This window comes from Flavobacterium sp. ACN2 (genome assembly GCF_002303885.1).
GTDB lineage: Bacteria > Bacteroidota > Bacteroidia > Flavobacteriales > Flavobacteriaceae > Flavobacterium.
On sequence record NZ_MRCM01000012.1, the window covers coordinates 61,447 to 76,855 of the forward strand.

Annotated in this window: 8 protein-coding genes; all 8 read left to right on the plus strand. The window is 36.1% G+C overall.

Annotated features, from left to right (window positions below; all coding sequences use genetic code 11):
- Positions 1 to 44: 44 nt before the first annotated feature.
- The 8 genes from BSF41_RS15200 to BSF41_RS15235 all read left to right on the plus strand — a co-directional run bounded on the left by BSF41_RS15200 (position 45) and on the right by BSF41_RS15235 (position 15,258).
- The gene (locus tag BSF41_RS15200; protein ID WP_095930355.1) at positions 45 to 1,463 is read left to right on the plus strand and encodes an acetylxylan esterase; all 1,419 of its coding nucleotides are present in this window, start codon (positions 45 to 47) and stop codon (positions 1,461 to 1,463) included.
- 178 nt (positions 1,464 to 1,641) lie between these two features.
- Positions 1,642 to 4,092, plus strand: coding sequence for a glycoside hydrolase N-terminal domain-containing protein (locus BSF41_RS15205; RefSeq protein ID WP_095930429.1), 2,451 nt, complete (start codon positions 1,642 to 1,644; stop codon positions 4,090 to 4,092).
- A 102-nt stretch (positions 4,093 to 4,194) separates the two neighbouring features.
- Positions 4,195 to 5,763, plus strand: a complete 1,569-nt coding sequence (locus BSF41_RS15210) for a glycosyl hydrolase family 65 protein (protein ID WP_095930356.1) — start codon at positions 4,195 to 4,197, stop codon at positions 5,761 to 5,763.
- A 73-nt stretch (positions 5,764 to 5,836) separates the two neighbouring features.
- Positions 5,837 to 6,925, plus strand: a complete 1,089-nt coding sequence (locus BSF41_RS15215; RefSeq protein ID WP_095930357.1) for a hypothetical protein — start codon at positions 5,837 to 5,839, stop codon at positions 6,923 to 6,925.
- A gap of 277 nt (positions 6,926 to 7,202) precedes the next feature.
- Positions 7,203 to 9,953, plus strand: coding sequence for a glycoside hydrolase family 78 protein (locus BSF41_RS15220; protein WP_095930358.1), 2,751 nt, complete (start codon positions 7,203 to 7,205; stop codon positions 9,951 to 9,953).
- Positions 9,954 to 10,096: 143 nt separating this feature from the next.
- The gene (locus BSF41_RS15225) at positions 10,097 to 11,242 is read left to right on the plus strand and encodes an exo-alpha-sialidase (protein WP_095930359.1); all 1,146 of its coding nucleotides are present in this window, start codon (positions 10,097 to 10,099) and stop codon (positions 11,240 to 11,242) included.
- 249 nt (positions 11,243 to 11,491) lie between these two features.
- On the plus strand, positions 11,492 to 12,376 hold the full coding sequence (locus BSF41_RS15230; protein WP_095930360.1) for a sugar phosphate isomerase/epimerase: 885 nt from the start codon (positions 11,492 to 11,494) through the stop codon (positions 12,374 to 12,376).
- A gap of 152 nt (positions 12,377 to 12,528) precedes the next feature.
- Entirely contained in the window at positions 12,529 to 15,258 is a 2,730-nt protein-coding gene (locus BSF41_RS15235) for a glycoside hydrolase family 20 zincin-like fold domain-containing protein (protein ID WP_095930430.1), read from the plus strand.
- Positions 15,259 to 15,409 lie beyond the last annotated feature (151 nt).

Consider the following 15,409-nt stretch of genomic DNA (forward strand, 5'->3'; position numbering starts at 1 on the left):
TTTTCCTTCAGTTAAATCAGGAGGCAAATCAAAAAAATGTAATAATGAAAAATTTAAAATACATCTTAATAGTTTCCATTTTTGCTTTGACATTTGCGAATGCACAAAGCACTTCTGATACTAATTTTAGAAAGCCAGTATCGGAAACACTGAAAAAGATTGAAACTCTTTTTAAAGTAACAATCAATGATGATAGAGGTTTATTAAAAGGAAAAGAACTGGATTATGCCGACTGGAGAATTGAACCTGGAAATCTGCCTCTTTCGCTGACTAATATTCTAGCGCCGTTTGAACTGATGTATTTCAAACAACCCGACGGAACCTACATTATTCGTAAATATGAAAACCATAAAGTTTCAGTTGATAAAGGAAAAGAACGTTTGTTTTATTTAGAAAACCTTTATTCGACTAAAGAGGAATGGGAGAAACGCAAAACGGAGTTAAAAGCTTGTATGATTGAATCATTTGGTTTGGATAAGGCGCCCCCTACGCCAAAATCTAAACCACTTTTAACTCCAAAGAGAATTTATAAAGACTACAGTGTCGAAAATATTGCTTTGGAAATTCTGCCTGGAGTTTATGCAACAGGATCGATTTACAAACCGTATCCGCTAAATAAAAAAGCAGCTGTTATCTTAACACCAGACGGGCATTTTGGCGACGGAAGATACAGAAAAGACGAGCAGTACCGTTGTGCGATGATGGCCAAAATGGGAGCAATTGTAGTTGGTTATGATTTATTTGCTTGGGGAGAATCGCTATTGCAATTTCCAGAAGAAACCCACAGAAATAGCATTGCATCTACGGTTCAGGTTTTAACCGGAATTCGTTTATTGGATTATTTAGCAACGGTAAAAAACGCCGATATGTCACGAGTTGGCGTTACTGGAGGTTCTGGTGGAGGTTCACATACGATGTTTTTAGCCGCAATTGATGATCGAGTAAAAGTTTCAGCTCCAGTTGTAATGGTTTCTTCTCATTTCTCAGGCGGTTGTCCATGCGAAAGTGGTCGTGGAATCCATCTTTGTGTAAACGGAACAAACAACGCCGAAATCTCTGCTATGATGGCTCCAAAACCACAATTGATTGTTTCTGACGGAAAAGACTGGACATTAGCTGTTCCTGAATTAGAATTTCCTTTTATCCAAAGAACATACGAATTGTATGGAAAGAAAGATTTAGTTGAAAATGCTCATTTTGCAAAAGAAGGTCATGATTTCGGAATTTCGAAACGTATGGCTTTGTATCCGTTTATGGCAAAATATTTAAATTTAGATTTGAATAAAGTGAAGAACGACAAAGGCGAAATCGACGAATCGACTTGTGTAATTGAACCAAAAGAAAAGTTGTTTGTCTTTGGAGATAAAGGAGAAAAACTGCCTGCAAATGCTTTGAAAGACATCAACAAATTATATGAAATGTTTGGAGAAAAAAATCTGAAAGTTTACGAGGTAAAAAAATAGCCACGAATTCACGAATTATTGATCTCCATAATCTGCTCAATCTGCGAGAGTAATTTTTTTCACGCAGATTTAGCAGATTTAGCAGATTTTTAATTATTGGAAAAATAAATTTGAGAAATTAAACGCAAAGAATGATTAGAGTTAATTCGTGAATTCGTGGCGAAAAAAAAATATAAAAATGAGATTAAAAATTAAAATAACGGCGATTTGTCTTGGAGTTTTTTCGCTTGCAACGGCACAAAACAAAGACCTAAAACTATGGTATGATAAACCAGCTGCGATCTGGAACGAAGCTTTGCCTTTGGGCAACGGACGTTTGGGTGCCATGGTTTTTGGTGATCCAGCAGTAGAACGTTTGCAGTTGAACGAAGAAACCATTTGGGCAGGTTCTCCGAATAGCAATGCGCATAATAAATCTATTAAAGCACTTCCAATAGTTCGCCAGTTAATTTTTGACGGGAAGTTTGATGAAGCGCAGGATTTAGCAACGCAGGATATTATGTCGCAGACGAATGACGGAATGCCGTATCAGACTTTTGGAAGCGTTTATATTTCATTCGCAGGACATCAAAAATATACGGATTATTATCGTGATTTAGACATCAGTAATGCGACAGCAAAAGTAAAATACAAAGTAAACGGCGTAGAATTTACAAGAGAAATTCTAACTGCATTTTCAGATCAGGTAATTGTAGTGAAACTCTCTGCAAGTCAGCCGGGACAGATTACTTGTAATGTTTTTATGAACAGTCCAATTGATAAGACAGTTGCATCCACAGAAGGAAACCAGATTGTACTTTCGGGAGTTGGAACTAACTTTGAAGGGGTAAAAGGAAAAGTAAAATTTCAAGGAAGACTTACTGCTAAAAATAAAGGCGGGGAAATCGATGCCAGCAACGGCGTTTTAAGCATCAACAAAGCCGATGAAGTGACTTTATACATTTCGATTGCAACCAATTTCAAAAACTATCAAGATATTTCAGGAGATGAAATTGCAAAAAGTAAAGACTATTTGGCTAAAGCGGAAACCAAAGATTTTGAAACCATAAAGAATGCGCATGTTGACTATTACCAAAAATTCTTCAACAGAGTTACTTTAGATTTAGGTTCGAATGAATTACTAAAGAAACCTACAAACGAAAGAATTAGAGATTTTTCGAAACAGTTTGATCCGCAATTGGCTTCGTTGTATTTCCAATTTGGACGTTATCTTTTAATTTCCAGTTCACAGCCAGGCGGACAGCCAGCAAATCTTCAAGGAATCTGGAACGATATGGTGACTCCGCCTTGGGATAGTAAATACACCACAAACATCAATGCCGAAATGAATTATTGGCCGGCACAAGTAACCAACTTACAGGAAATGCACGAACCATTTGTGCAAATGGCAAAAGAATTAAGTGTAACAGGAGCAGAAACAGCTAGAATGATGTACAATGCAAATGGTTGGGTTTTACATCACAACACCGATATTTGGCGTGTAACTGCTCCAGTAGATTCAGCTGCTTCGGGAATGTGGCCAACTGGTGGTGCTTGGGTTTGTCAGGATTTATGGGAAAGATATTTGTACACAGGAGATAAAAAATATTTAGCAGAAATTTATCCGATTATGAAAGGTGCAGCCGATTTCTTTTTGGATTTTATGGTTATCGATCCGAACACAAAATATTTAGTTGTTGTTCCGTCAAGTTCTCCTGAAAACACACACGCAGGCGGAACAGGGAAAGCGACAATTGCATCAGGAACGACAATGGACAATCAGCTGGTTTTTGATTTGTTTACACATGTTATCGAAGCTTCGGCTTTAGTTTCGCCAGATGCTGCTTATGCCAAAAAAGTGAGCGATGCTTTAGCTAAAATGCCTCCAATGAAAGTGGGTAAACACAATCAGTTACAGGAATGGCAGGACGATTGGGACAATCCGAAAGACAATCACAGACACGTTTCGCATTTGTACGGCTTGTATCCAAGCAATCAGATTTCGGCAATTAAAACGCCTGAATTATTTGAAGCAGCTAAACAATCGCTTATTTACAGAACAGACGAATCTACAGGCTGGTCAATGGGATGGAAAGTGAATCTATGGGCGAGATTATTAGACGGAAATCATGCTTATAAATTGATTCAGGATCAATTACATTTGGTAACAGCGGATCAAAGAAAAGGCGGCGGAACGTATCCGAATATGTTGGATGCGCATCAGCCGTTTCAAATTGATGGTAACTTTGGATGCACAGCCGGTTTTGCCGAAATGCTGATGCAGAGTCAGGAAGATGCAATTCATTTACTGCCTGCTTTACCAACTGTCTGGAAAGACGGAAGTATTAAAGGTCTAGTTGCAAGAGGCGGATTTGTAATCGATATGACGTGGAAAAACAATAAAGTTTCGGAGCTAAAAATCTATTCGAAAATAGGAGGGAATTGCCGATTGAAAGTTGAGAATACACTAAAAGGTTCTTCACTTAAAAAAGCAAAAGGAAAAAATCCAAATCCTTTGTTTTATGATGTAGAAGTGAAGAAACCTATTATTTCTAAAGAAGCAAAATTGCCTAAAGTACAGTTGCCAACTTACAATATTTACGATGTGAATATGAAAGCAGGGCAGACGTATACTTTTACAGGGAATTAAAAATATTTTAAAACCATATAAGTGATATAAGAAAATATAAAGGAAAACTTAATTGAACTTATATTGCTTATATGGTTTAACTTTAAAAAGACTGAATTTTAAATGTTGACAAATTTCAAACATAAAATAATAACACTTTCAATTGTAATCGCTTGTATAAACAGCGGTTGTAAATCTGGTGCAGTAGAATCCCAAAAAGGAAAATCGTTTATTTTAAAAGAAAAAAACTTCAAACATTATGTTGATTATTTCAACACGATGGAAGATGAAAACTTAAAATTTGCGATTCCGAATGATAGTGCCTGGACTTGGATGGAAAAGAATATTCCGTTGTTCGAATGTCCACAGCAGAATTTTGAGGAGATTTATTATTTCAGATGGTGGAGCGTTCGCAAACATATTAAGAATACACCACAGGGATTTGCAATTACTGAATTTTTAGTAGATCGTTCGTATGCCGATAAATACAATATGATAAGTTGTGCTTTAGGTCATCATATTAATGAATTCAGATGGGTTCATGATCCGAAATATATTGAACAGGATGTGAAACTTTGGTACAGAGGAAATGATGGAAAACCAATGAACAAATTGTATAAATTCAGCAGTTGGACAGCCGATGCTTTGTACAATCGTTATTTGGTGAATAAGGATGAAAAATTCTTATTGGATTTATACCCAGACATGGTTGCCGATTATGCTGTTTGGGAAAAAGACCGTCAGCGTAAAGATGGTTTGTTTTGGCAGCATGATGTAAAAGATGGAATGGAAGAATCCTTAAGTGGCGGGCGTAAAGTACAAAATGCAAGACCAACGATTAACAGTTATATGTACGGGAATGCTGTAGCGATTTCTAAAATGGCTGAATTGAAAGGCGATAAAGAAGTTGAAGCAAAATTCAAAGCTAAAGCTGACGTTTTACGACAATTAGTTGAAAACAAATTATGGAATCCAAAAAGTGAGTTCTTTGAAACTTTAACAGAAAAAGATACTTTAGCACAAGTTAGAGAAGCGATCGGATTTATTCCGTGGTATTTTAATCTGCCGGACCAAAACAAAGGTTTTGAAAAAGCTTGGGAACAGATTAAGGATGAAAAAGGATTTTCGGCTCCATTTGGTTTGACAACGGCTGAAAGAAGAAGTCCAAGATTTAGAACGCATGGAACAGGAACCTGCGAATGGGATGGTGCGATTTGGCCATTTGCAAGTTCGCAGACGTTAACTGCTTTAGCGAATGTTTTGAATAATTACAATCAGAATTTTGTAGCCAAACCCGATTATTTCAAACAAATGTCATTGTATGTTCAATCGCAATATTACAGAGGGAAACCTTATCTTGGCGAGTATTTAGATGAGACAACAGGCTATTGGTTAATGGGTGACAGAGAAAGAAGCCGATATTATAATCATTCGACTTTCAATGATTTAGTGATTACAGGTTTGGTTGGTTTACGCCCAAGAACTGATGAGAAGATTGAAGTAAATCCGTTGATTCCGCAAGAGAAATGGGATTGGTTTTGTTTGGATAACGTTTTGTACCATGGCAATATTATTACGATTCTTTGGGATAAAACAGGAGAGAGATATAAAAAAGGAAAAGGTTTCAGAATCTTTAAAAACGGAAAAGAAATTGCAGTTTCTGAAAGATTGGAGCGTGTGATTTCAAACTAATTATAAATCCGACAGGTTTTTAAAAACTTATCGGTTTAATAGTCATGCAAGTTATTTTAGTTAAGAATAAAATTTGGAGAAAACAGTATTAAATTATTCAATCAAAGGTGGTGTATTTCATATTGTATGGAATATGGTATTTGTGGTTTTAGGTATTTACTTTTTATCACTCATAAATGTTGAAAAGATTACATTTAAATTTACCGATTTAGTATTACCAATTGTTGCTATTTTATTTATTATCGTTTATGGAAAAAAAGCGGTAATGACGCTCTTTAATTTTCATAAAAAAATAATATTCTCGCAAGAAGGATTAGAACTAAATGAGATTTTTTATGAATGGAAAGATATTGTATTTCCAAGAGTTATTGCCAAAACAGAACACACGGCAAAGTACAATTTGTCATATAAGGAGTTTTACCTCACTTTTATTTATAAGCAGAAAACAATCGAAATAAAAATAGATGATTACGATGTATCTGAATATGAAATTAAGGAACTTCTAAAAAAGTATACTCCAAAATTTACACCAAGCACTATGAGCGAAAATAAAACAGTTTACAAACCAATACATAATTTTGACCAGATCATAACTTTAGATGAGTATTATGATCTTGAACATGAGGATTCAGAAGAAGCAATAAAAGATATTCAGAAATTAGCTGTAAAAGATCTCGATGGATTAAAGCGTTTCTGTGAAAATCAACTTTTTACTCAGTCTGATAAAGTTAGTTTTGTTTATTATTCACTAAGTGAAGATGAAGAGATCGATAAATGGGCAGATTTTCTATCTGATGAATTCAATAGAGTTTATCAAATTGCATTAAACCAAAATAAAATTAAAGCACTTTCTCCTGTTTTGACCGAGATTTTTGTTGAAAATATAACTTCATATAATGCAGATCGGGTTAGAGAAACATTGTTAAAAGGTTTGGATCATAAGAATGTAGAAATTCGTTTGAGCGCTTTGGAATTTCTTCCAGATTGGATTGATGAACAGGTTTTGAAGAGTAATCCAACTATAGTATCGAAGCTGAGACAAAAACTGAAAGATCCTGAATGGAAAATACGATGGGAAACAAGTAAATTATTAGAACAAAATAAAATTGCTTTTGAGAGTTTAAGCACATTGGATAAATTAAGAAGATTTATTAATCCTTAATTTTTTAAAAGTAGTTGGATCTAGTTTGTCATTTCGACGTAAGGAGAAATCTTCGCAAGAAACTCTACAATCAAAATCGACAATCTTTGTCGAGCTGCTAACGAAGATTTGCTTCGCCTGTTTACTATAGCTCGGGTCTCCTTAGGTCGAAATGACAAAAATGAGCATAATTTACTCCCGCAGATTTAGCAGATTTGGGAGATTTAAAAAATAGAGTAAAATAATCTGCAAAATCTGCGAGAAAAAAAAATAAAGCCAAAAGCTTAAAAATATTACCATGAAAAAGTTTTTTTTACATCTGACAATAATCATTTCACTTTTCACAATTTCGGCGAAAGCCCAAAACAAAATCATTGTGAGTGATTTAAAATGTGAAATGCTGACAAATCCAGAAGGCATTGACGTTTTACAGCCAAGATTGAGCTGGAAAATAAAAGCAGGGATAAATGATTTAAAACAAACGGCTTATCAAATCACAGCTTCTTCATCTTTAGATAAACTAAATGCAGGAAACGGAGATTTATGGGATAGCGGAAGAGTGCAAAGCGATGAATCGGTAAATGTAATTTATAATGGAAAAAAACTAAAAGACAGACAAGACGTTTACTGGAAAGTAGTCGTTTTTACTAATAAAGGCGAAGTTCAATCAAAAGAAGTAGCACATTTCAGTATCGGGATTTTAACGTATGCCGATTGGAAATCAACTCGCTGGATTGGATATGAAAAAACGTCTCCAGGAGATAGTATTTCGCAGTATTCTCGATTATCAGCGAGATATTTAAGAAAAGAAATTGACTTAAAAAAGAAAGTCAAAAGTGCCAAGGTTTATATCATGGGAATGGGCTTGTATGAGTTGTACATTAACGGAAATAAAATTGGTGATCAAGTCTTAGCACCTGTTCCGACAGATTATACGAAGAATGTAAAATACAATGTTTTTGATGTGACTTCACAATTGAAGGAAGGCAAAAATGCATTGGGAACCATTTTAGGAAACGGACGTTTTTTTACGATGCGTCAGGATTATAAACCGTATAAAATCAAAACTTTTGGTTACCCTAAAATGGCTTTGCAATTGTTTGTAGAATATACAGACGGAAGCAAAGAGGTGATTAGAACCGATGATACTTGGAAAATCACAACTGACGGACCAATATTATCGAATAACGAATATGACGGTGAAGAATACGATGCCCGTAAAGAAATGAAAGGCTGGAATACCATTAATTTTAATGATAAAAAGTGGCTTTCAGCAGAATATGTTCAGGAACCAGGCGGATTCTATGAAGGGCAGATGTCGGCCAATATGAAGATTAAACGTGAAGTAAAACCTATTTCGATTAAACAGACACTCAAAGGAACTTATATCTTGGATATGGGGCAAAATATGGTGGGCTGGTTACAATTGAAAGTGAAAGGAAGCGCTGGCGATAAAATCACCATGAAATTTGCAGAGTCTTTACAGTCTGACGGTTCGTTGTATATTGCCAATCTTCGTGATGCCAAAACGACGGATATTTATACATTAAAAGGTGAAGGCGAAGAAGTCTGGGAACCTCGTTTTATTTTTCATGGATTTCGATTTGTTGAAATTTCGGGTTTCAAAACAAAACCGACTTTAGAAAACTTTGTTGGAAAAGTCGTTTATGATGACATTGCCACAACGGGAACTTTTGATTCTTCGAACCCAATTATGAATCAGATTTTTAAAAATGCATGGTGGGGAATCAGCGGAAATTATAAAGGAATGCCAATCGATTGTCCGCAGCGGAATGAACGTCAGCCTTGGTTGGGAGATAGGACAACAGGAGCTTACGGCGAAAGTTTCTTATTCGACAATCAGACATTGTATGCAAAATGGTTGGATGATATTAGAAACTCACAAACTATTGATGGAGGAATTCCAGATGTAGCACCTGCTTTCTGGCGTTATTATGGCGATAATGTGACTTGGCCGGGGACTTATATTACAGTTGCGGATATGTTGTATCAACAATTTGGAGACAAAAAAGTAGTAGAAAAACAATATCCGTCTATGAAAAAATGGATGGATTATATGGAAGAAAACTATTTGGTTGATGATATCATGACCAAAGATAAGTACGGCGACTGGTGCGTTCCGCCAGAATCTTTGGAATTAATCCGTTCGAAAGATCCTTCTCGTTTAACAGACGGCGAATTGATTTCGAGTGCGTTTTATTACCAGCTTTTAAATATCATGAAGAAATTTGCTGTAATCGCCAATGCGCAAAATGATATCAAATATTATGACGAATTAGCTTTGAGAATAAAAAAAGCATTTAACGCTAAATACTTTAATTCAGCCAAAAACAACTATGCTAATAATACCGTAACAGCCAATTTACTGCCTTTGACTTTCGGAATGGTTCCAGAAGAATTCCAGCAAAAAGTTTTTGAAAATTTAGTTCATGAAGTGGAAGTGACTAAAAACGGTCATGTAAGTACGGGCGTTATCGGAACACAGTTTTTGATGCGAACGCTGACTAATTTCGGCCGTGGCGATTTGGCTTTCAAATTAGCTTCAAACAAAACGTATCCAAGCTGGGGTTATATGGTCGAAAACGGCGCAACTACGATTTGGGAACTTTGGAACGGAAACACTGCAGATCCAGCAATGAACTCGCAAAATCACGTTATGCTTTTAGGCGATTTGCTGATTTGGTATTACGAAAATATGGCAGGAATCAAGAGCAATCCTGAAACTCCGGGCTTCAAACAAATTATCATGAAACCAGATTTTAATGCTGGATTGACTCATGTAAATGCTTCGTATGAATCGATTTACGGATTGATAAAAAGCGATTGGAAAAAAGATAAAAAGGCTTTGGTTTGGAATATTACCGTTCCCGCAAATACATCTGCAGTTGTGTATCTTCCTGCAAGCGATATTTCAGCTGTTTCAATCAATAAACAGAAGCTGGATAAGACTTCTTACGCTTATTCTGTAGAAAAAAATCAAATAATTGTCACACTTTCGTCAGGAAATTTTGCTATTAGCGTTAAATAATCTACATTTTTAATAATTCGGGACAGTACAGGATACATTGTTAATTTTTTGGTGTTATTTTTACACTTATTAAATATTTTTACCTAAAAAAATGTTGGGTATGTATTTATAGTCAAAAAAAATAATTCATAATTTAATTAAGAATGAAAGTAACAAAATTAGCATTTGTCTTGTTTGGACTTTTCCTTTTAGGAAGTTGTAAATCGGCTTTAGAGAAAAAGACTTGGAAAGAGGGGATTTTAGTAGATCAATTTGTTTACGATAAAGCGCCTTATCCGTCTTGCCATGCCATTACAATCGTCGAAGCTACAAATGGTGATTTAGTGGCCTCATGGTTTGGAGGAACTCACGAAAGAAATCCTGATGTTTGTATTTACGTTGCGATTAAACCAAAAGGAAGCGATACTTGGAAGGAAGGCGTAAAAGTAGCTGATGGTGTGATGAAAGAAGGGCCGAGATTACCAACATGGAATCCCGTTTTGTACCAAATTCCAGGTGGCGATTTAATGTTGTTTTACAAAATCGGACCAAAACCATCAGAATGGTGGGGCGTAATCAGAACTTCATCTGATGGCGGAAAAACTTGGTCTGAAGCACAAAAGATGCCTGATGGTTTCTTAGGGCCAATCAAAAATAAACCAGTTTTATTAAGCAACGGAACTTTATTATGTCCGTCAAGTATAGAAGGCGATGGCTGGAGACTTCGTATGGAATCTACTCCAGATTTCGGAAAAACTTGGGTAATGGGCGATACGCTTCCAAGAGGAAAACAAAAAATCAATGCGATTCAGCCAAGTATTTTATTTCATAAAGACGGAAGCATCCAAGCTATTGGAAGAACTAGAAATAGAGCTATTTTCAGCACATTCTCAAAAGATAACGGAAAAACGTGGTCGGATGTAGAGTTAATCGGACTTCCAAATAACAACTCAGGAACCGATGCTGTAACGTTAAAAGATGGTAGACATTTGTTAGTTTACAATCACGTTCTTCCTCCGGGAAAAGAAGCAAAAGGACCAAGAACGCCTTTAAACGTTTCGGTTTCTAAAGACGGAATTCACTGGAACGCGGCTTTGGTTTTAGAAGATTCAAAAATTAGTCAATATTCTTATCCATCGATGATTCAAGGTTCAGATGGAATGGTGCATATTGTGTATACTTGGAGAAGAGAAAAACTGAAATATGTAAAAGTGGATCCAAGTAAATTGGTTGCACTCCCAATCAAAAACGGAATCTGGCCAGGCGAAGAAGGAAAAGTGGTAACAGCAGTAAAAGCTGAAGAAGAGTAAAATAAAGTTCGCCACGAATTTCACTAATTTCCACAAATTTTTTAAAATACTAATTCGTGAAAATTCGTGGAAATCGTGGCAAAAAAATATAAAGCCACAGATTAAAATGATTAGAAAGATTTTCTTCTAATTAATCTCCAAAATCTGCTCAATCTGCGAGAGTTAAATTTTTCTCGCAGATTTAACAGATCGAGCAGATTTTTTTTAATCTATTTAACCTTTATAATCTGTGGCAAAAAAAATATAAGCATGAAATCTAAAAGAAATTTACTTATTGCAATGCTTGTTGTTATGTCGACAACATTTAATAGCTGTGCAACGGCTCAGTCTTCCAATAAAAAGCAAAAATATAAAGTGGCAGTTTGCGATTGGATGATTTTAAAAAGACAAAAATTAGGCGCTTTTGGTTTGGCTGCTGAAATAAAAGCTGACGGAATCGAACTGGATATGGGAGGTTTAGGAAATCGTCCCACTTTTGACAGCAAATTGGGTGATCCAGTTGAAAGACAAAAATTCTTAGATAAATCGAAAGAAACCGGAGTTGGAATCAGCTCGATTGCAATGTCTGGATTTTATGCACAGTCTTTTGCCACAAGAGAAATTGCACCAATGATTGCGGATTGTATTGAGGCTATGAAAAACATGAAAGTAAAAGTGGCTTATTTGCCGTTAGGAACTCAAACCGATTTGGTTAAGAATCCTGAATTACGTCCCGAAGTGATTAAAAGATTGCAATGGGCAGGAAAGGAAGTAGGGAAGATTGGTGGTGTTATCGCAATTGAAACTTCTTTAAGTGCTACTGAAGAGAAAAAACTTTTAGAAGAAGTAGGTTCAAAATATATTAAAAGCTCTTTCAATTTTGCTAATGCTTTAGATAATAAAAGAGATATTTCATCAGAATTAAAAATCTTAGGAAAGAAATATTTAGCGCAGATTCACGCTTCCAACACCGATCAGTTTTGGTTGGAAAATGACAAGGCGATCGATATGCCAAAAATCAAACAAACTTTGGATGAAATGAAATGGAGTGGATGGCTAATTGTAGAGCGTTCTCGAGACGTGACACAAGTGCATAATGTAAAAGCCAATTACGGCGCAAACGTAGCTTATTTGAAGAAGATTTTCCAGAATTAAACAATAAACAGTGATCAATATGTAATCGTTAAACAACACAATTTTTCACTATAAATCTGCCTAGTCTGCTAAATCTGCGAGAGATATTTTTCACGCAGATCGGGCAGATTTAGCAGATTATTTTTAGAATGAATACCCAAAAACAGCATACTATGAAATATTTACAATTACTTTTTTTATGTTTTTATGTCTCTTTCGCGACAGCGCAAAACATCACTGTTGTTAGTGATCCGAGTTCGCCAAGAGCAAAATTTGGAGCAGAGAAATTATCTGAAACACTTTCAGCAAAAGGATTCAGTGTAACTTCTTCTGATAAATTCAAAAAGTCAAAAGATAAAATAATTGTAATTGGAGAAAAAGGAACTGATTTCTGGAAGAAAAATGCTAAAAGCGCTAAAATCGATGACAGCAAATTAACCAAGAAAGAAGGTTTCCAGATTCGCACTCAAAATAATGTAATTTATGTTGAAGGAACAGATGCTTCTGGTACTTTATACGGAGCTTTGGAATTAACAGATATAATTAAAGCTTCAGGAAAACTTCCTTCAGAAATTAATATTGAAGACAGTCCGGAAATGGTTTTGCGTGGAGCCTGCATCGGAATGCAGAAACCGGTTTATCTTCCAGGACGCGATGTTTACGAGTATCCGTACACGCCAGAAACTTTTCCATGGTTTTACGATAAAGCTTTATGGGTAAAATATTTAGATATGCTGGTAGAAAACCGCATGAACTCGCTGTATTTATGGAACGGACACCCGTTTGCTTCTTTGGTAAAATTGAAAGAATATCCGTTTGCGGTTGAGGTAAGCGACGAAGATTTCAAAAAGAATGAAGAAATCTATAAATTCTTAACGGTCGAAGCGAACAAAAGAGGAATCTGGGTCATTCAGATGTTTTATAATATTATTGTTTCTAAGCCTTTTGCAGAGCATTACAACATTAAAACGCAGGATCGTTCAAGACCAATTACGCCTTTATTGTCAGATTACACCAGAAAATCTATTGCTGCATTCATTGAAAAATATCCAAATGTTGGATTATTAGTTTGTTTAGGAGAAGCTATCAACACGATTGATGATGATGTAGAATGGTTTACCAAAACGATTATTCCAGGAGTTCAGGACGGATTAAAAGCATTGGGAAGAACAGACGAGCCGCCAATTATTCTTCGTTCTCATGATACAGATGGGCCTTTGGTAATGGAAAAGTCACTGCCATTATACAAAAACCTTTACACAGAAAGTAAATATACAGGAGAATCGTTAACGACTTATACGCCAGGCGGTCCTTGGGGAGAAACACATAAACAGTTGAGTTCCCTAAAATCAATTCATATTGAGAACGTTCATATTTTGGCCAATTTAGAACCCTTCAGATACGGTTCGCCAGATTTTATCCAAAAAACAGTAAAAGCGATGCACAGCGTTCACGGAGCAAATGCATTACACCTGTATCCGCAAGCTTCGTATTGGGATTGGCCGTATTCGGCAGATAAAACTAAATCAGGTGAGCGTTTATTAGAAATGGATCGCGATTGGATTTGGTATAAAGCTTGGGCAAGATATGCTTGGGACAGTAAAAGAGATCGTACTGAAGAAGTTAAATTTTGGGATAAAGATTTAGCAGATAAATTTGGAACGACTCAGGAAGCGGCCAATAATATTTTAAAAGCGTACGAAGAAACGGGAGAAATTGCGCCAAAAACCTTAAGACGTTTCGGAATCACAGAAGGAAACCGTCAAACCTTATTGCTAGGAATGTTCGAAAGCCAATTGGTGAATCCGTCAAAATGGAGAGTTTATCCAGGATTCCATGAATCTTGTGGACCAGCAGGAGAATTGCTTTTGGAATATGCTAAAAAAGAATGGAACAAAGAACCACATTCTGGCGAACTTCCAACTCAGATTATTGCCGAAATTACCGAACACGGAAGATTGGCTGTCGAAGCAATTGACAAAGCTGAAGCCAGCGTAACCAAGGATAAAGAAGAATTTGAACGCCTTAGAAATGATATTCATGCGTATAAAGCGTTTGCTGATTTCTTCTCAGAAAAAGTAAAAGCTGCTCTATTGGTTTTAAGATACAGTTATTCAAACGATATTGCCGATTTAGACAAAGCGATGCCTCATTTAGAAAAAAGTATCGAATACTATGAGTTATTGGTAAAACTAACAAAAGATACCTATTACTATGCCAACAGTATGCAGACGGCTCAACGTCGAATTCCGATTGGAGGAGACGACGGAAACAACAAAACTTGGGCTGAATTATTACCGCATTACGAGCGTGAATTGGCTAATTTTAAAAGAAATCTTGAGAAGCTAAAATCTTCAAAAGATGGTAAGATCGAAACCAAAGAAGGGAAACCTTGGAAAACAGCTGAAGTAACTTTCATCGACGAAAAACCGGGAACGTATTTAGTAAAACCGGGAACAAAAGTCTACGGAACAGATATTTCTGAGTTAACTAAAATTGCTCCTGAACTTCAAAACCTAAAAGGATTCTCGTTCGTAGAAAATGATCAAAACGAAAAAGGAACACATTTGAAGTTTAGAAATACAAAAGCGGTTAAATTAGTGGTTGGGTATTTCAATTCAGATCAGAAGAGATTTTTATTACCACCAAGTTTAGAAACCGATGCTGCAGGAAATGCGCACGGTCAAGCCGAAGTGATTCTGGCAAGTGCAATGAATTTAAAAGATTTACCACGTGTAAACATTCACACCTATACTTTTCAGGCGGGTGAGAATAAATTAGATTTAGGAAAAGGAAAAGTATTGATTTTAGGTTTCATCGACGCAGATCAAACCATAACACCACGTGATGTTGGATATATTGATGCAGGAGAAAAAGCGGCTATCGATTGGTTGTTTTATTAATTTTTTGGGCGTGTCCCTTCGGGTCGGGCTGTACGTTCCCGCTTCCCGATGAAAAATCGGGAGAGCTCCACTGCCATCCCTCACGCAAATAAACGTGAAGTTAGACCTGACAGGTTTTCAAAATTCGTTAGGTTTGCTCAAAGCATAAACA